This window comes from Ruegeria sp. ABD4_443 (assembly GCF_056160865.1).
This window is the reverse complement of record NZ_JBSWYA010000006.1, coordinates 1-14,964: the sequence shown is the minus strand read 5'-3', so window position 1 is coordinate 14,964 and position 14,964 is coordinate 1. Positions and strand designations below refer to the sequence as shown.

Genomic DNA, 14,964 nt, shown 5'->3' with positions numbered 1-14,964 from the left:
GGCCGGGTTTTTCGATTATCCAACATCTCAAACACGCGAATTGGGATTCTTTTGACATGGCTGAACACAAGCACGGCGAAATGGACATTACCGTTCAAACCAAGACCTTTGACGGGTTCATCAAGGCCACCACATGGTGTGTGGTCGCTATTGCGTTCCTGTGCCTTTTCCTGGCGGTTTTCGCCGCTTAACCCGGAACGGGACTTACCGTGATCAGGATTGTTCTTGCCTGCCTGTTGGCAGTGACCGTGGCCGGCTGCGCCGGCTCTCAACGCCCGCAGGCCGATCAATCCGAGATCGTGGCCAGATCTTACCGCGATCCGGGGCCGTCTACGCTGACGCTCTATACGATGATCAGCACCCGAACGGGGTCTGGTGCGCATACCTCGTTGATGATCGGTGGCAGCGAGCGGGTCATATTTGACCCAGCGGGATCGTTCCGTGCGGATGTGGTTCCCGTCAAGGATGACGTTTTGTACGGCATCACGCCCGAGGTCGAGCGCGCCTATCGCAGCGCCCACGCGCGGGAAACGCATTATGCGCGTATCCAGACGATCGAAGTCTCGCCGCAACAAGCTGAAACCGCCTTGCGTCTGGCCAAGCAGATGGGGCCGGTACCGGGTGCCTATTGCGCCAATTCGACCTCGCGCCTGTTGCAGCAGGTTCCGGGGTTCGAGCAGATCAAGACGACGTTCTACCCGGTCAAGCTTGCGGATCAATTCGGCCAGTTGCCCGGCGTCCGGACAACGGAATACCGTGAATCCGACGATGCGGACCTTCAGGCCGGACTGGCCGCGAACAATGCCCGGCTGAACCAGCTGGAAGCGGCCTCAGGCCAATAGGTACAGCAGCCCGTACAGTGTTGCCGCCCCGGTCAGGATGGCGGCGATCACGTTCTTTGTCAGCACTCCGACCGACAGCGCAACGGCAGCGGCGGCCATCCGGGGCATATCGGGTTGCCCTTCGGTTGCCGTGGGCCAGACGACCAGCGGGGCGATCAGCGCCGGAATGATGGCAACCGCGGTATAGCGCAAGTGCCGCAGCAGCCATGCGGGCATGGCCCGGTCGCCGACAAAGCCGATAAAGACAAAGCGCAGGGCGAAACTGCCGATTGCCAGTCCGATTATGACGATCCACATGGTGGTCGGGTCGATTTGGGTCATGACGATCTGCGCTCCAGCATACGTTCTGCCTGTGCCCCTGCGACCATCCCGGCCGCCCCTGCGATCAACAGGCCCAGGTTGAACGGAACGGATACGGTCAACAGGGCGACGACGATGGCCACCAGCGCGGCGATCACATGCGCCAGCGTGCGCATCATCGGGCCGATCATGGCCAGGAATGTGATCGGCAGGGCGAAGTCCAGCGCCCAGCTGTCCGGGATGCGCGCACCCAGGACTGCCCCAAGATATGTGGCCAATATCCAAAGCGGCGTGATCGGTGTGACCGAACCAAAGAAATAGGCCATGCGTTGCGGCACGGACATCTTGGGTTCTTTTTCAAACTGCATGATCGAGCAGGCATAGGACTGATCGACGGTCAGGTAGGCTGCGCAGGCTCTTTGCCACATCGGGGCGGCCCCCAGAAACGGCGTCAGCGAGGCGGAATACATCGCCACCCGCAGATTGACCGCCAGCGCCGAGGCCAGAACGATCGCCGTGGGCGTGTTGTCCTGAAGCAGTTGCAGCGCGGTGAACTGGGCGGCCCCGGCGAAAACCGTGGCGGAAAAGGCAAGGGTCTGTACGACGGACAAGCCTGCTTCGGTGGCAAAGACGCCAAACAGGGTCCCAAACGGGATCGCGACCAGAACGAACGGGGCGCCGTCGCGAAACCCTTTCCAGAAAAATGACTTGTCTGTGGTGTAGACCATGCTGAAATCCTATGGTGTCCGCAGCAGCAGTATCGGGCTTGAGAAAGGGTTGCAATTGGGTACCAAGGCAGATCCGTCAGATTTCATTATCGCCCCCGATCCGGGCGCGCAGCGTCTGACGCGGGCGGTCGAGGGGCGCGATCAGAATGGGGCCGTGACCCGGATATCGGTGGTCGAGGAACGCCCCCTTACGATTTTCCTGAATGCCCAGGAAATCGTTACCGCGATGACGATTGGCGATTATCCCGAATATCTGGCGCTTGGGTTTCTGCGCAATCAGGGGATGTTGCTGGCCGATGACGAAATCACGGCGGTTGATTATGACGAAGACCTTGAAACGGTTGTTGTGCGGACGGCCCGCGTGACCTCGTACGAGGACAAGCTGAAGAAAAAGACCCGCACCAGCGGCTGCGCCGTGGGCACCGTGTTCGGTGACATGATGGACGGGCTGGAAGGCGTGCAATTGCCGCCTGCGGCAGTGCGCACATCCTGGCTTTATGCGTTGGCTTCGCGCATCAACCGCACGCCGTCCCTGTATCTTGAGGCAGGCGCAATCCACGGGACGGTTCTGTGCCGCGAAAACCAGCCCCTTGTCTATATGGAAGATGTCGGTCGCCATAACGCGGTCGACAAGATCGCAGGCTGGATGATGTCCGAGAACCAAAGCGCGGCGGACAAGATCCTTTATACCACCGGGCGCCTGACATCCGAGATGGTGATCAAGACAGCGATGATGGGTATCCCGGTTCTTGCGTCGCGGTCCGGGTTCACCGCCTGGGGTGTCGAAATCGCGCGCGAGGTTGGCCTGACCCTGATAGGCCGCATGCGGGGCCAGCGTTTCGTCTGTCTTGCGGGCGAAGACCGCCTGGTCCGGGATGCAGACCCGGCCAGTATCGCTGCCGAAGATGGCAAGCAGCGGCGCAAGGGCGCAGAGACCTGATCAGCCAGCGGCATCGGCTTTGCCACATGCAAGGTGGTCAGCACAGCCGTGCCACACGTCCGGCTGTGGCCCTTTGTCCTGCACCGACCATGTGCGACAGCATTCCATTTGCTCGGAAACGGCCCTAGAACCTTGGACAGTGAATGAACAAGCTGGCGGCGGGACACAGGCATGAAGACCCCATTGGGCATAATCCTGGCAGGCGGACTGGCCACCAGAATGGGGGGCGGTGACAAGGCGCTGCTGGATCTCGGGGGGCGGCCCCTTTTGTCGCGTGTGATTGAACGGCTGGCCCCGCAGGTCGCCGGGCTGGCGCTGAATGCCAATGGCGAACCGGGCCGCTTTTCCGAGTTCGACCTGCCGGTGCTGCCCGACACGATTGACGGGTTTGCCGGGCCGTTGGCAGGCGTGCTGGCCGGTTTGGACTGGGCCGCGCAACAGGGGGCCGACACTGTTGTCTCGGTCGCCGCCGATACCCCGTTTTTCCCGCATGACCTGGTGGCGCGCCTGACCATGGCGGCAAAGGGTCAGGACCACCCGCTTGTGTTGGCCACGACCCGCAGGCAAGGCGACAAGGCGCTGAAATCCGGCGGCAGCGGCGCGGTCAACCGGCATCCGACCTTTGGCCTGTGGCCGGTTGCCCTGCGGGATGATCTGCGGTCGGCGCTTGAGGACGGGCTGCGCAAGGTCGTGTTGTGGACCGACCGCCATCAGGGGCGCGAGGCGCTGTTTCCTGCGGACCCGTTTGATCCGTTTTTCAACGTAAACACGCCACAGGACCTTGAAGCAGCGCAAAAGATGCTGGAGGGGGCATGAAACTCTACGGCGTTACAGGTTGGAAGAACGCGGGCAAGACCAGGCTCATGGAAAGGCTGGTGGCGGATATCTCCGGGCGCGGCTTTTCGGTTTCAACCGTCAAACACGCGCATCACGGCGTTGATGTCGACCAGGTAGGCACGGACAGCTATCGCCACCGGGCGGCGGGTGCCCGCGAGGTTTTGCTGGCCTCGGGGCAACGTGTGGCTTTGATGCAAGAGCTGCGTGGCGCGCCGGAACCTGACCTCGATACGTTGCTGGCGCGGCTGTCACCCGTCGATCTGGTGCTGATCGAGGGGTACAAACGCGCGCGTCACCCCAAGGTCGAAGCCTTTCGCGCCGCGCCGTCCAATCCGCTGATCGCTGTGGATGACGACAGCATCCGCGCCATTGCCAGTGATACGCCGCTGGACATTGACCGGCCGGTATTCAACCTTGATGACACGCGGGCCATCGCCGACTTTGTTCTGGCCGAGGTCGGTTTGATCCCCGGCGCGTCGTGACGGCAAGCGCGCGGAAACCAGGCGGAAGGGCAAAAGATTGGCAGATATGCAGGATAAGCCGGATATAACGCCGCCGCCGCTCAGGAACGATTGTTTCGCATTGCCCGCCGGGGTCGACTGGACACCGGTCGATGACGCCCTGACAACGCTGCGCCAAAGGCTGACCCCGGTTACAGATGTGCAAGAGGTTCCGGTGGCCGATGCCGAGGGGCTGGTGCTTGCGCAGGACGTGCGGGCGCTTCGGTCCAACCCGCCTTTGCCCAATACCGCCGTCGACGGTTATGGGTTTGCACGGGGCCGCCCGGATGGCGCACATGTTCTGCCGTTGATCCAAGGGCGCGCGGCGGCGGGCCTGCCTTTTGCGGGCAAGGTCCCTGATGGGTCCGCCTTGCGTGTGCTGACAGGGGCCGCGCTGCCCGATGGGGTGGATACCGTGATTCTGGAAGAGGACGTCAAGGTTCAGGATGGGCATATCGCCTTTCGCGGACCGTTGAAGACGGGGGCAAACACGCGAAAGGCAGGTGAAGACCTGTGCAAAGGAGCACTGGCCTTGCCGCGACAAAGGCGCCTGACGCCTGCGGATCTTGCCTTGTTGTCCGCCGTGGGCGTGGCGTCGGTTCCAGTCCGCACCAAGCTGCGCGTGGCAATCTTGTCGACCGGTGACGAGTTGGTTGATCCTGGTCAGACCGCGGGACCCGGCCAGATATATGATGCCAACCGCCCGATGCTGTTGTCGCTGATGCGCCGCATGGGGTTTGCGCCGGTTGATATGGGGCGGGTGCCCGATGATCGCGATGCGCTGCGCCAGCGGTTGAATCAGGCCGCTGAACAGGCCGATGCCATCGTGACAAGCGGCGGCGCCTCGGCTGGTGACGAAGATCATGTATCCGCGCTGCTGCGTCAGGCCGGGGCGATGCAGGAATGGCGCATTGCCTTGAAACCCGGCCGGCCCTTGGCGCTTGGCATGTGGGATGGCACGCCGGTATTCGGACTGCCGGGAAACCCTGTTGCCGCGCTGGTCTGCACGCTGATCTTTGCGCGCCCGGCACTGGGGCTGATGGCTGGTGAGGGCTGGCGTGACCCGCAAGCGTTCCAGGTTCCAGCGGCCTTTGAAAAACGCAAGAAACCGGGGCGGCGTGAATATTTGCGCGCCCGTATCCGCGATGGCCGGGCCGAGGTGTTTCACTCGGAAGGGTCCGGGCGGATCAGCGGCCTTAGCTGGGCCGAGGGCCTTGTCGAAATCGAAGACGGCGCACGCCATATCCAACCCGGTGATCCGGTCCGTTTCATCCCCTTTGCCAGCTTTTGGCCCTGAGATTTGCCCAGGAAACCGGTCAGTCGAATGTTCCGGCGACGCGGCCGACAAGCATGAAGGCCCGCGCCGTGCGGGTATCGCCCAGTGCGGTAAGCTCGGCATCGCTGGCTTCGGGTTCGAAATCGACGATCATGGTGTCGAAGCGGCGCAGAAAGTGGTGCGCGGCATCCCGGAAGATCGGGTCCTGTTTCATCCGCGCTGCCGTCAGCGCCAGCGAAGACCGGTCGCGAATCCCGCCCAATGCAGCAATGGACCGCCCGCGCGCGCCCTGGGCGAACTGCCGCCAGATTTCGGGCCGCGCCATATCCGGGCGCAGGTCGTCCATGTAAATGCCTTCCTGGCTGAGCAGCGTCAGCACATCCTGCGAGGCCTGGATCAGTTGCGCGGCCTTTCGGTCCTTTAGCGCGGCGCGCAAGGCGTCGAACCCTTCGGCATCGTCCTGGGTCGCGGGGAAATTGAGGGCGCGGATGAAAATATCCGTCGGCAGGCGCGGCGCCATTTCTTCGGCAGAGGTTCCCAGCGCCAGCGATGTCTGGTCGCCCTGTACGGCCGTCCGGGTGTTGGTGCGGACCGGTTCGGCGCGCTTGGATGAAAAGGTGGCCAGCGTGTCTTCGGTCTTTTTGGTGGCCTGCGCGATTTCGTCCAGCTTCTTGGTTACTGCCGGCTCATAGGTGCTGGCGGCCCGTTGCTGCTGAACGACATAGGCTTGGCGGATCGCATCGATCGCGGTCTGCAACCGCGCGCTTTCCTCGCGCATGATCCGGCTTGCGCGCATGGCCGTCGCCGCTACCCAGATCATGGCAACCGGCATGAAAACCCCAAGCAAGGTCACCACAGGGCCACCGCCCTGGCCCTGGCCGGGAAAGACCAGGAAAACCAGCGAGAAAATCAACCAGACAACGCTGAGCGCCACAGCCACGATTTCAATCGCGGTGACGGCGGGGCGTCCCGGACGGTCATAGATACCTAGCGAAGTCGGTCGGTCGTTTTCGTGGTCAGGGTCTTGTCCCGACATAATGAACGCTCCGGTCAGGCGTATTCGATGGTCAGAACTTCGTACGAACGTACGCCACCCGGTGTACGGACCTCGACGCTGTCGCCCTCGTCCTTGCCAATCAGGGCGCGCGCGATCGGCGACTTGATGTTGAGCAGGCCGTTTTCGATGTTCGCCTCGTATTCACCGACAATCTGCCAGGTCTTTTCCTCGTCGGTGTCCTCGTCGACCAGCGTCACCTTGGCGCCGAACTTGATCGCGCCTTTCAGCTTGCTGGGGTCAATTACATCGGCCAGGGACAGGATGCCCTCAAGCTCTTTGATGCGCCCTTCGATAAAGCCCTGTTTTTCGCGCGCCGAATGGTATTCAGCGTTTTCCTTGAGGTCACCAAGCTCGCGCGCCGAGGCGATGGCTTCGATAATCGCAGGGCGCTCGACGGATTTGAGCTGTTTCAGCTCTGATTCGAGCGCGGAGAAGCCCGTAGGCGTCATTGGAACTTTTTCCATAGTGTCTTTGTCCACGCATAAATTGAGTCGCCCCGCCGCATTGGACAAGCGTCGGGGCGAATGATGGGTTGGCGAATACCTGACCCAAATGGCGCGTGAATTGCAAGAGGCCATGGCCGCTGCGGTGGCGGAATTGCGCCTTAGCGCCGCCGTGTTGGGCGTGGCGGCCGCCTGTGGCGATGCCCAAGAAGGTCGCCGCGGCGCCAACGATGCACATCGGTTCCAAGCCAGAGCAGTTCAATCATATTGAACCACCTCGAATTCGATACCGTCGCCATCGTCGAAATAGAACCGCCGACCCGGTTCATAATCCGCGTGGTTATGCGGCACGAAACCGGCGGCACGAACCTTGGCTTCGGTGGCGTCGATGTCTTCGACCAGAACGCCGACATGGTTCAGGCCGCCAACGGTATCATAGCTGCTTTCGCCAGCGGGCTGTGGGTCAGCGGGCGCGTATAGCGCAAGATACGTGTGCTGGCTGCCCACATGCACCGTATAGCCGCCCGCAATCGACGGGCCTTCCCAGCGGGTTTTCCAGCCAAAGACGGTTTTCATCCAGTCAGCGGATGCTTTGGGGTCGCGGACGGTGAAATTGGTATGTTCAAGTGTCGCCATCATGGGAACTCCTTTCCAGATTCGGGCTTGCTTCGACTCACCGTAATTTCTAAACCTAACTTTAGGTCAAGATATTTTCGGCGAGGTTTTTCATGGCGGTTTCAGACGGGTTGTCCATCGGTGCCTTGGCGCGCCGAACCGGGCTGGCGGTATCGGCGATACGGTATTACGAGGCACAGGGCCTGATTTCGCCCTGGCGCAATCCCGGCGGGCAGCGGCGGTATCAGCGCGCCGACATCCGGCGCCTGAGCTTTGTCATGATCGCGCAGCAGTTCGGCCTGACCCTGCCGGAAATCCGGACTGTCCTGTCCGGCCTGCCCGGAAATCGTACCCCGACACCGCAGGACTGGCAGGCGATCAGCATCGCGTTGCGCACCCGGCTGGACCAGCGAATCGATACGCTTGTGCGTCTGCGCGACAACCTGGACGGCTGTATCGGCTGTGGCTGCCTGAGCCTGCCCAAATGTGCGCTGTACAATCCCGATGACCGGGCCCAGGCGCGTGGCAGCGGCCCCAGATACCTGATGGGTGACGCACCTGAAGGCTAATTTGCCGCATTGCAGCGATGTTACGCCGTGTTTCGATTGACCAAGGTCTTTGCAAACGGGTAATCAGCCGAGTAACAAAATTGCGCGGACCATGCGGTGAAAGCGCCAATTCGGAATAGTTAGCTAAGGAGCCCGCGATGGCCGAGATTGAACGCGAAGCGATGGAATACGACGTGGTGATCGTTGGGGCCGGTCCTGCTGGCCTGTCGGCGGCCATCCGTCTGAAACAGCTGGATGCCGACCTGAACGTTGTGGTTCTGGAAAAAGGGTCCGAAGTGGGCGCGCATATTCTGTCCGGCGCGGTACTGGACCCGTGCGGGCTGGATGCGCTGATCCCCGACTGGAAGGAAAAAGGCGCGCCGCTGAACGTGCCGGTCAAGGAAGACAATTTCTATATGCTGGGCGAGGCGGGTCATATCCGCATTCCCAACGCGCCTATGCCGCCGCTTATGAACAACCATGGCAACTATATCGTCTCGATGGGCAATGTGTGCCGCTGGATGGCCGAACAGGCCGAAGAGCTGGGCGTCGAAATCTTCCCCGGCATGGCCTGTTCCGAGCTGGTTTATGGCGACAATGGCGAAGTCAAAGGCGTGGTCGCCGGTGTCTTTGGTCTGGAAGCCGACGGCTCTTATGGCCCGAACACCGAGCCGGGCATGGAGCTGCACGGCAAGTATGTCTTCCTTTCGGAAGGTGTGCGCGGTTCGCTGTCCAAGGAAGTCATCGCCAAATACGACCTGCAAGCCGGTAAGGAAGTGCAGAAATACGGCGTCGGCATGAAAGAGATCTGGGAGATCGATCCGGCCAAGCACAAGGAAGGCAGCGTCACGCACACGATGGGCTGGCCCCTGGGCAGCAACGCAGGTGGCGGGTCCTTCATCTATCACCTTGAAAACAATCAGGTCTATGTCGGTTTCGTGGTGCACCTGAACTACAAGAACCCGTATCTGTACCCCTATATGGAATTCCAGCGCTTCAAGCATCACCCGGTTGTGGCCGAGTTGCTGAAAGGCGGCAAACGCGTGGCTTACGGTGCGCGTGCGATCACCGAGGGCGGGTATCAGTCGATGCCGAAACTGGTGGCCCCCGGCGTTGCGCTGCTGGGATGTTCGGCGGGTATGGTCAACGTGCCGCGCATCAAGGGCAACCATAACGCCATGCTGTCGGGCAAAGCCGCGGCCGAGGCCGCGCACGCCGCGATCAAGGCCGACCGTTCGGGCGACGAACTGGCCGCCTATGAGGCGGATGTGCGTGACGGCCCCATCGGCGCAGACCTGAAAAAAGTACGCAACGTCAAGCCGATGTGGTCGAAATGGGGGCTGTTGCCGTCACTTGCCCTGGGCGGGTTTGACATGTGGACCAACACGCTTGGGTTTTCGTTGTTCGGGACATTGGGGCATGGCAAGTCCGACGCCGAAGCGACCGAAGACGCCAGCAAGCACACGCCGATCGACTACCCCAAACCCGATGGCACGCTGTCCTTCGACCGGCTGACCAATGTCTCGTTCGCGATGACCAATCACGAGGAAAGCCAGCCCTGCCACCTGAGGCTTGGCGACCCCGATATCCCGGTCAAGGTCAACCTGCCCAAGTTTGACGAACCGGCACAGCGCTACTGTCCCGCAGGTGTGTACGAGCTGGTCGAGGGCGACGGAGAACCGCGGTTCGTGATCAATTTCCAGAACTGCGTTCACTGCAAGACCTGTGACATCAAGGATCCCAGCCAGAACATCACCTGGACCACGCCCCAGGGCGGCGATGGACCGAACTACCCCAATATGTAGGCAAGAATCTGGGCAATGGCACGGTCGTGAAGGCTGTGCCATTGCCTCTTTCCGGGCAAAGCCCTAGCTTACCTGTCGAGCAATGACAAAAGGCAGGATATTCGTGGTTTCCCTGGTTCGCAGCGCGGCATTGGCCGCATTCGTAACAGCGTTTTTCGCCGGCCCGTCTGCCGCGGATACCGGAGCGGGGTCCTATCTGGCCGGGCGGCAGGCGATCTATGAAAGCGACTATGCCGCGGCCGCCGAATATTACGCCAAGGCGCTGAATTTCGATCCCTACAATGCCAAGCTGCAGGAAAGTGTCCTGCTGGCCCGTGTGGCGCTGGGTCAGGTCGACCGCGCGCTGCCGATTGCGCAAGCGATGGAGGGCGGGGACCTGTCCAGCCAGACCGGGCGCATGGTCATCTTTGCCAACCTTGTCGCCGAAGACCGTTTGGACGAACTGCTGTCCCGCGACCCCGAAACGCAGGGTGTCGGGCCGCTGGTCGACGGGTTGATGATCGCCTGGGCTTATATGGGCCAGGGCCAGATGACCAAGGCGATGGGGCAGTTCGACCAAGTCGCAACGCAGGACGGGCTGACGGAATTCGCAATGTACCACAAGGCGATGGCGCTTGCCTCGGTCGGGGATTTCGAAGGCGCGGACGCGATATTCGCGGAAAACGGCGGCGTCGTGGGCCGGTTTTCGCGCCGCGCGGCCCTTGCACGCGCCGAGGTGCTGTCCCAGCTGGACCGCAATCAGGAGGCGCTGCAATTCCTGGATGACGTATTCGCCGCCGGGAACGATCCGTCGATCGACAATTACGTTTCGCGGCTGAGCGCGGGCGAAACCCTGCCCTTTACGCATGTGCGGTCGGCGCGGGACGGTATGGCCGAAATCTACTTTTCGGTGGGCGCCGCCCTCAACGCCGAGGCGGCGCATGACTATGTCCTGATGTATGCGCGCATCGCCAGCTACCTGCGCCCGGATCACATCGACGCCATATTGCTGAGCGCCGAGCTGCTGGAAGAGTTGCAGCAATACGATCTGGCCGTCGAGGCCTATCGCGCGGTCCCCTCGGGCAGCACTGACCACCATGTTGCCGAATTGGGGCGCGCCGACGTTTTGAACCGTTCGGGCAAGGTCGACGCCGCGGTCGAGGTTCTTCAGGCGTTGGCCAGCCAGCAGCCGGACCTGCCCAGTGTCCACGTCGCCCTGGCCGATCTGCAACGCCAGCAGGAAGACTATGCCGGCGCGGTTTCGTCCTATGACCGTGCAATCGACCTGACGGAAACAGAATCGGGCGGCAATTGGTTCCTGCATTACGCACGCGGAATATCGCATGAACGGCTCAAGAACTGGGACGGCGCCGAGCGCGACTTCCGCCGGGCGCTGGAACTGAACCCGGATCAGCCCCAGGTGTTGAATTACCTTGGCTATTCGCTGGTCGAACGGCGCGAGAAGCTGGACGAGGCGCTGGACATGATCGAGCGGGCCGTCGCCGCGCGACCTGATAGCGGCTATATCGTCGACAGCCTTGGGTGGGTCCTGTTCCGGTTGGGCCGATATCAGGAAGCGGTCGCACATATGGAACGGGCGGTCGAGCTGATGCCCGTTGACCCGGTCGTGAATGACCATCTTGGGGATGTTTACTGGGCCGTTGGCCGCGCCCGCGAGGCCGAGTTCCAATGGAAGCGCGCGCTGTCCTTCATCGACCCCGAAGATACCGATGGCGAAGCCGACCCCGAACGTATTCGCAACAAGATCGAAACCGGGCTGGACGCGGTTCTGGCCGCCGAAGGTGCCGATCCGTTGAAGGTGGCAAATGGCAACTGAGGCCTTTGCGCCCGCCAAGGTAAACCTGACCCTGCATATTACCGGCCAGCGCACCGATGGGTATCACCTGCTGGATTCGCTGGTCGTTTTCGCCGATGTGGGTGACCGGCTGGTGCTGAATCGCCAGGCGCGGATGACGCTTGAGGTCACGGGTGAATACGCGCCCGGTGTCCCGGACGATGCGCGAAACCTTGTCTGGCAGGCCGCGCAGGCCATTGGGTGGACTGGGTCGGTTCATCTGGACAAGGTTCTGCCCCATGGCGGGGGGATCGGTGGCGGGTCGTCGGATGCCGCCGCCTTTTTGAAGGCGGCCGCCAGCGCGGGCAGTGCCGTTTCGCCGGACATCCCGCTGCGGTTGGGGGCTGACGTTCCGGTCTGTCTGCACGCCAGGGCTGCCCGGATGGGTGGTATCGGCGAGCGGATCGAGCCGGTGCAATTGCCCGAGCTTTACGCGGTTTTGGTCAATCCGGGTGTTTCTGTGCCCACCGGGTCCGTTTTTTCTGCCCTTGCGTCGCGGGAAAATCAGGCGATGCCGCCGAACATCCCTGTGTTTTCCGGGGTCGGGGACTGTGCCGACTGGCTTTGTGACCAGCGCAACGACCTTGAAACACCGGCCTGCCAGATTGCGCCCGAGGTTGCGCAGGTTCTGGATGCGCTGGGCGCGTCGCGCGATGTGTTGCTGGCCCGAATGTCGGGATCAGGCTCAACCTGCTTTGGGCTGTACCCGTCGCAAAAGGCGGCACATTTTGCTGCTTATGAAATCGGGGCCGCCCATCCGAAATGGTGGTGCCGGGCCGCGACCCTCAGTTAAGGCGCGAGACCACGTAATCGGCCAGATCCCGCAGCAGCGACCGGATTTCATGATCAGGCAGGGATTCCAGCGCCGATTTTGCCTTGGCCGCCCAGCCGAACGCGTCCGCGCGGGTGGCGTCCAGCGTGCTGTACTTGTTCATCAGGCTCAGCGCATGGTCCAGGTCGCCGTCTTCCTGGCGGCCCCGGCCGATGGTCCTGTCCCAAAAGGCGCGTTCGTCGGGCGTGGCCTGTGCGACGGCCTTGATGACCGGCAGGGTCAGTTTGCGTTCGCGAAAATCATCGCCGACATTCTTGCCCGTCGCCTTGCTGTCGCCCTGATAGTCCAACAGGTCATCAGCGATCTGAAACGCAATGCCCAGCGCATCACCATAGGCAAACAGCGCCCTGACCTGATCTTCGCTGGCCGAGGCGATCACGCCGCCCACCTCGGTTGCGGCGGAAAACAGCGCCGCGGTCTTGCCGCGCACAACCTGCAGATAGACGGATTCGTCAGTGGCCAGGTCGGTGGCGGCGGTCATCTGCAATACTTCACCTTCGGCAATGGTCGCCGAGGCGTTTGCAAGGATGTCCAGCACACGCAATGACCCGGTTTCAACCATCAACTGGAAACTGCGCGAAAACAGGTAGTCGCCAACAAGAACGCTGGATTTGTTGTCCCAAAGCAGGTTTGCCGTGGGCCGCCCGCGCCGCTGGGCGCTTTCGTCGACCACGTCATCATGCAACAGGGTCGCGGTGTGAATGAACTCGACCGTTGCAGCCAGGCGGATGTGGTGATCGCCGCCATACCCGAACAGCCGCGCCGCCGCCAATGTCAGCATGGGGCGCAGGCGCTTGCCGCCTGCCTCTACCAGGTGGGCCGTAACCTCGGGGATGCGGGGCGCATGTTCCGACGCCATCCGTGTCCGGATCAGCGTGTTTACCAAATCCATCTCGCCGGTCAGTATTTCCGCCAGGCGCTCATGTGGTTTCGCGATCGTGCTGATAGTCATCACACTCCTGATACAAGGCTCGACTTCCACCGCACCTTGCCCTTACATCCATCCCCATGAAAGAACTTCTGCGCAGTACCGACCCGACAGTCCTGGCCTTTGCAACCGCTCTTCTTGAGGGCGAGGATATAGACATCTTTCAGATGGACGTAAATATGAGCATCCTCGAAGGCGGAATCGGGATTTTCCCGCGCCGGCTGATGGTGCGGTCCGACGACCTGGTGCGCGCGGAACGGGTGATGCTGGATAACGAAATACCGCTGGGCCGATGACCGGGTTCCAGGATACCGAACTGAGCTGCAACAATTTTCTGGGTGGCAAGGTCCGGCTGTGGCAGCCTGTGTCGGGTTACCGCGCGGGCATTGATCCGGTTTTGCTTGCCGCTGCGGTTCCGGCGACACGCGGTCAGGCCGTTCTTGAACTGGGATGCGGTGCTGGTGCCGCCATTCTGTGCCTGTCCGCGCGGGTTCCCGATCTGCGCGCCGCAGGTGTCGAGCTGCAGCCCGCCTATGCCGCGCTGGCCCGCAAAAACGCGGCCGAGAACATGCAGGCGGTGCGGGTGATCCAAGGCGATTTATCCGCGCTGCCCGACGCGGTCCGGCAGGAACAGTTCGATCATGTCATCGCCAACCCGCCCTATTTTCGCGCAGGCGCCCACAGCCCCGCCGAGGACACCGGCCGCCAAGTGGCTTTGGGCGAGCGTACCCCGCTGGATCGCTGGATCGAAGTGGCCGCCAAACGGCTGGCACCGCGGGGGTATCTGCACATGATTCAAAGGGCAGAACGCCTGCCGGAAATGTTGAACGCCTGTTCGGGGCGGCTTGGCTCGATCGAGGTTCTGCCGCTTTCCGCGCGCATCGGTCGCACCCCCGAATTGCTGATATTGCGGGCCCGCAAAGGCGGCAAAGCCGCGTTTCGCCTGCACACTCCGCTGATTCTGCATGAGGGCACCCGCCACGTTCAGGACGCCGAAAGTTACCGCCAAGACATTGCTGCCGTATTGCGCGACGCGGCAGAACTGCCCTGGCCAAAGCTTCGATAAGCGATGACCAGCCTAATTTGTCGGATTTATGACGGATTGTGTGCGCCTGCGGCGTGACAGGGTGGAAACGATGTGGTCAACTTCCTAAGTGAGAGTCATACACGATAGAAGGAGGATCGCCATGAGCGTGAGCGCACATCTGACTGAACTGAAGAAGAAGCACGAGAACCTCAGTGTCGAAGTCGAAGAAGCCCAGCGCTCTCCAGGAATCGATGATCTCCACATCGCCCAACTGAAAAAGCAAAAGCTAAAGCTCAAGGAAGAAATCGAACGCCTGTCACTCTAGCGTTTGAGGCTGGCGGGGGGGGGGAAAAAAAAGACCCCAAAGGGCAAAAAAAAAACAACCGTCCACCTGCACCCAGACATGGGAAGCCCCACCCCAACCCAAAACCAAAGGGAAAAAAAAAAGGGAG

Annotated in this window: 19 protein-coding genes; 13 read left to right on the top strand and 6 right to left on the bottom strand. The window is 61.7% G+C overall.

The window, feature by feature from the left end; all coding sequences use genetic code 11:
* The first annotated feature begins 56 nt into the window (after positions 1-56).
* Positions 57-191, top strand: coding sequence for an aa3-type cytochrome c oxidase subunit IV (locus tag ACXAG8_RS12605; protein WP_170415165.1), 135 nt, complete (start codon positions 57-59; stop codon positions 189-191).
* 18 nt (positions 192-209) lie between these two features.
* Positions 210-842, top strand: coding sequence for a hypothetical protein (locus tag ACXAG8_RS12600; protein ID WP_475225489.1), 633 nt, complete (start codon positions 210-212; stop codon positions 840-842).
* On the opposite strand, the gene ACXAG8_RS12595 is transcribed toward ACXAG8_RS12600, so the two are convergent.
* Complete coding sequence (locus tag ACXAG8_RS12595) at positions 831-1,163, bottom strand: AzlD domain-containing protein (protein ID WP_475225486.1); 333 nt, start codon at positions 1,161-1,163, stop codon at positions 831-833. The two genes, ACXAG8_RS12600 and ACXAG8_RS12595, sit on opposite strands and share 12 nt — an antisense overlap.
* Positions 1,160-1,870 (bottom strand): AzlC family ABC transporter permease, encoded by a 711-nt coding sequence (locus ACXAG8_RS12590; RefSeq protein WP_475225480.1) that lies wholly within the window; start codon positions 1,868-1,870, stop codon positions 1,160-1,162. Before ACXAG8_RS12590 ends, ACXAG8_RS12595 begins: the two co-directional genes overlap by 4 nt.
* 49 nt (positions 1,871-1,919) lie before the next feature.
* On the opposite strand from ACXAG8_RS12590, the gene ACXAG8_RS12585 reads away from it, so the two are divergent.
* From ACXAG8_RS12585 to ACXAG8_RS12570, 4 genes are all read left to right on the top strand, one after another.
* On the top strand, positions 1,920-2,810 hold the full coding sequence (locus tag ACXAG8_RS12585; RefSeq protein WP_475226664.1) for a formate dehydrogenase accessory sulfurtransferase FdhD: 891 nt from the start codon (positions 1,920-1,922) through the stop codon (positions 2,808-2,810).
* A 171-nt stretch (positions 2,811-2,981) separates the two neighbouring features.
* Positions 2,982-3,626 carry a molybdenum cofactor guanylyltransferase MobA gene (mobA, locus tag ACXAG8_RS12580; protein ID WP_475225473.1) on the top strand — a complete coding sequence of 215 codons (645 nt, stop codon included), beginning with the start codon at positions 2,982-2,984 and terminating at the stop codon, positions 3,624-3,626.
* A complete protein-coding gene (gene mobB / locus ACXAG8_RS12575) occupies positions 3,623-4,129 on the top strand; it encodes a molybdopterin-guanine dinucleotide biosynthesis protein B (RefSeq protein WP_475225467.1) in 507 nt (168 codons plus the stop codon). Before mobA ends, mobB begins: the two co-directional genes overlap by 4 nt.
* A gap of 46 nt (positions 4,130-4,175) precedes the next feature.
* Entirely contained in the window at positions 4,176-5,444 is a 1,269-nt protein-coding gene (locus ACXAG8_RS12570; protein WP_475225464.1) for a molybdopterin-binding protein, read from the top strand.
* Between the two features lie 19 nt (positions 5,445-5,463).
* On the opposite strand, the gene ACXAG8_RS12565 is transcribed toward ACXAG8_RS12570, so the two are convergent.
* From ACXAG8_RS12565 to ACXAG8_RS12555, 3 genes are all read right to left on the bottom strand, one after another.
* A complete protein-coding gene (locus tag ACXAG8_RS12565; protein WP_475225460.1) occupies positions 5,464-6,459 on the bottom strand; it encodes a hypothetical protein in 996 nt (331 codons plus the stop codon).
* A gap of 14 nt (positions 6,460-6,473) precedes the next feature.
* Entirely contained in the window at positions 6,474-6,944 is a 471-nt protein-coding gene (greA, locus tag ACXAG8_RS12560; protein WP_475225454.1) for a transcription elongation factor GreA, read from the bottom strand.
* 237 nt (positions 6,945-7,181) lie between these two features.
* Positions 7,182-7,562, bottom strand: a complete 381-nt coding sequence (locus ACXAG8_RS12555) for a VOC family protein (RefSeq protein ID WP_475225451.1) — start codon at positions 7,560-7,562, stop codon at positions 7,182-7,184.
* A gap of 89 nt (positions 7,563-7,651) precedes the next feature.
* Here ACXAG8_RS12555 and soxR point away from each other — a divergent pair, with 89 nt between their 5' ends.
* From soxR to ACXAG8_RS12535, 4 genes are all read left to right on the top strand, one after another.
* Complete coding sequence (gene soxR / locus ACXAG8_RS12550) at positions 7,652-8,107, top strand: redox-sensitive transcriptional activator SoxR (protein ID WP_475225448.1); 456 nt, start codon at positions 7,652-7,654, stop codon at positions 8,105-8,107.
* A 137-nt stretch (positions 8,108-8,244) separates the two neighbouring features.
* Positions 8,245-9,891, top strand: coding sequence for an electron transfer flavoprotein-ubiquinone oxidoreductase (locus ACXAG8_RS12545; RefSeq protein ID WP_475225445.1), 1,647 nt, complete (start codon positions 8,245-8,247; stop codon positions 9,889-9,891).
* Between the two features lie 82 nt (positions 9,892-9,973).
* Complete coding sequence (locus ACXAG8_RS12540) at positions 9,974-11,707, top strand: tetratricopeptide repeat protein (protein WP_475225442.1); 1,734 nt, start codon at positions 9,974-9,976, stop codon at positions 11,705-11,707.
* Positions 11,697-12,518, top strand: coding sequence for a 4-(cytidine 5'-diphospho)-2-C-methyl-D-erythritol kinase (locus tag ACXAG8_RS12535; RefSeq protein WP_475225439.1), 822 nt, complete (start codon positions 11,697-11,699; stop codon positions 12,516-12,518). The genes ACXAG8_RS12540 and ACXAG8_RS12535 overlap by 11 nt, the downstream gene beginning before the upstream one ends.
* On the opposite strand, the gene ACXAG8_RS12530 is transcribed toward ACXAG8_RS12535, so the two are convergent.
* A complete protein-coding gene (locus ACXAG8_RS12530) occupies positions 12,511-13,509 on the bottom strand; it encodes a polyprenyl synthetase family protein (protein ID WP_475225435.1) in 999 nt (332 codons plus the stop codon). The genes ACXAG8_RS12535 and ACXAG8_RS12530 overlap by 8 nt on opposite strands.
* A gap of 56 nt (positions 13,510-13,565) precedes the next feature.
* Here ACXAG8_RS12530 and ACXAG8_RS12525 point away from each other — a divergent pair, with 56 nt between their 5' ends.
* The 3 genes from ACXAG8_RS12525 to ACXAG8_RS12515 all read left to right on the top strand — a co-directional run bounded on the left by ACXAG8_RS12525 (position 13,566) and on the right by ACXAG8_RS12515 (position 14,837).
* A complete protein-coding gene (locus ACXAG8_RS12525) occupies positions 13,566-13,781 on the top strand; it encodes a putative signal transducing protein (RefSeq protein WP_475225430.1) in 216 nt (71 codons plus the stop codon).
* The gene (locus ACXAG8_RS12520; protein ID WP_475225425.1) at positions 13,778-14,551 is read left to right on the top strand and encodes a tRNA1(Val) (adenine(37)-N6)-methyltransferase; all 774 of its coding nucleotides are present in this window, start codon (positions 13,778-13,780) and stop codon (positions 14,549-14,551) included. Before ACXAG8_RS12525 ends, ACXAG8_RS12520 begins: the two co-directional genes overlap by 4 nt.
* 121 nt (positions 14,552-14,672) lie before the next feature.
* Complete coding sequence (locus tag ACXAG8_RS12515; protein WP_475225420.1) at positions 14,673-14,837, top strand: YdcH family protein; 165 nt, start codon at positions 14,673-14,675, stop codon at positions 14,835-14,837.
* Positions 14,838-14,964 lie beyond the last annotated feature (127 nt).

Excerpts from the sequence above, each read along its gene's own strand:
- ACXAG8_RS12565 (WP_475225460.1), bottom strand. The coding sequence starts at position 6,459 with ATGTCGGGACAAGACCCTGACCACGAAAACGACCGACCGACTTCGCTA.
- ACXAG8_RS12570 (WP_475225464.1), top strand. The coding sequence starts at position 4,176 with ATGCAGGATAAGCCGGATATAACGCCGCCGCCGCTCAGGAACGATTGT.
- ACXAG8_RS12555 (WP_475225451.1), bottom strand. The coding sequence starts at position 7,562 with ATGATGGCGACACTTGAACATACCAATTTCACCGTCCGCGACCCCAAA.
- ACXAG8_RS12540 (WP_475225442.1), top strand. The coding sequence starts at position 9,974 with ATGACAAAAGGCAGGATATTCGTGGTTTCCCTGGTTCGCAGCGCGGCA.
- ACXAG8_RS12590 (WP_475225480.1), bottom strand. The coding sequence starts at position 1,870 with ATGGTCTACACCACAGACAAGTCATTTTTCTGGAAAGGGTTTCGCGAC.
- ACXAG8_RS12515 (WP_475225420.1), top strand. The coding sequence starts at position 14,673 with ATGAGCGTGAGCGCACATCTGACTGAACTGAAGAAGAAGCACGAGAAC.
- ACXAG8_RS12545 (WP_475225445.1), top strand. The coding sequence starts at position 8,245 with ATGGCCGAGATTGAACGCGAAGCGATGGAATACGACGTGGTGATCGTT.
- mobB (WP_475225467.1), top strand. The coding sequence starts at position 3,623 with ATGAAACTCTACGGCGTTACAGGTTGGAAGAACGCGGGCAAGACCAGG.
- mobA (WP_475225473.1), top strand. The coding sequence starts at position 2,982 with ATGAAGACCCCATTGGGCATAATCCTGGCAGGCGGACTGGCCACCAGA.
- ACXAG8_RS12605 (WP_170415165.1), top strand. The coding sequence starts at position 57 with ATGGCTGAACACAAGCACGGCGAAATGGACATTACCGTTCAAACCAAG.
- ACXAG8_RS12535 (WP_475225439.1), top strand. The coding sequence starts at position 11,697 with ATGGCAACTGAGGCCTTTGCGCCCGCCAAGGTAAACCTGACCCTGCAT.
- soxR (WP_475225448.1), top strand. The coding sequence starts at position 7,652 with ATGGCGGTTTCAGACGGGTTGTCCATCGGTGCCTTGGCGCGCCGAACC.
- ACXAG8_RS12595 (WP_475225486.1), bottom strand. The coding sequence starts at position 1,163 with ATGACCCAAATCGACCCGACCACCATGTGGATCGTCATAATCGGACTG.
- ACXAG8_RS12525 (WP_475225430.1), top strand. The coding sequence starts at position 13,566 with ATGAAAGAACTTCTGCGCAGTACCGACCCGACAGTCCTGGCCTTTGCA.
- greA (WP_475225454.1), bottom strand. The coding sequence starts at position 6,944 with ATGGAAAAAGTTCCAATGACGCCTACGGGCTTCTCCGCGCTCGAATCA.
- ACXAG8_RS12520 (WP_475225425.1), top strand. The coding sequence starts at position 13,778 with ATGACCGGGTTCCAGGATACCGAACTGAGCTGCAACAATTTTCTGGGT.
- ACXAG8_RS12530 (WP_475225435.1), bottom strand. The coding sequence starts at position 13,509 with ATGACTATCAGCACGATCGCGAAACCACATGAGCGCCTGGCGGAAATA.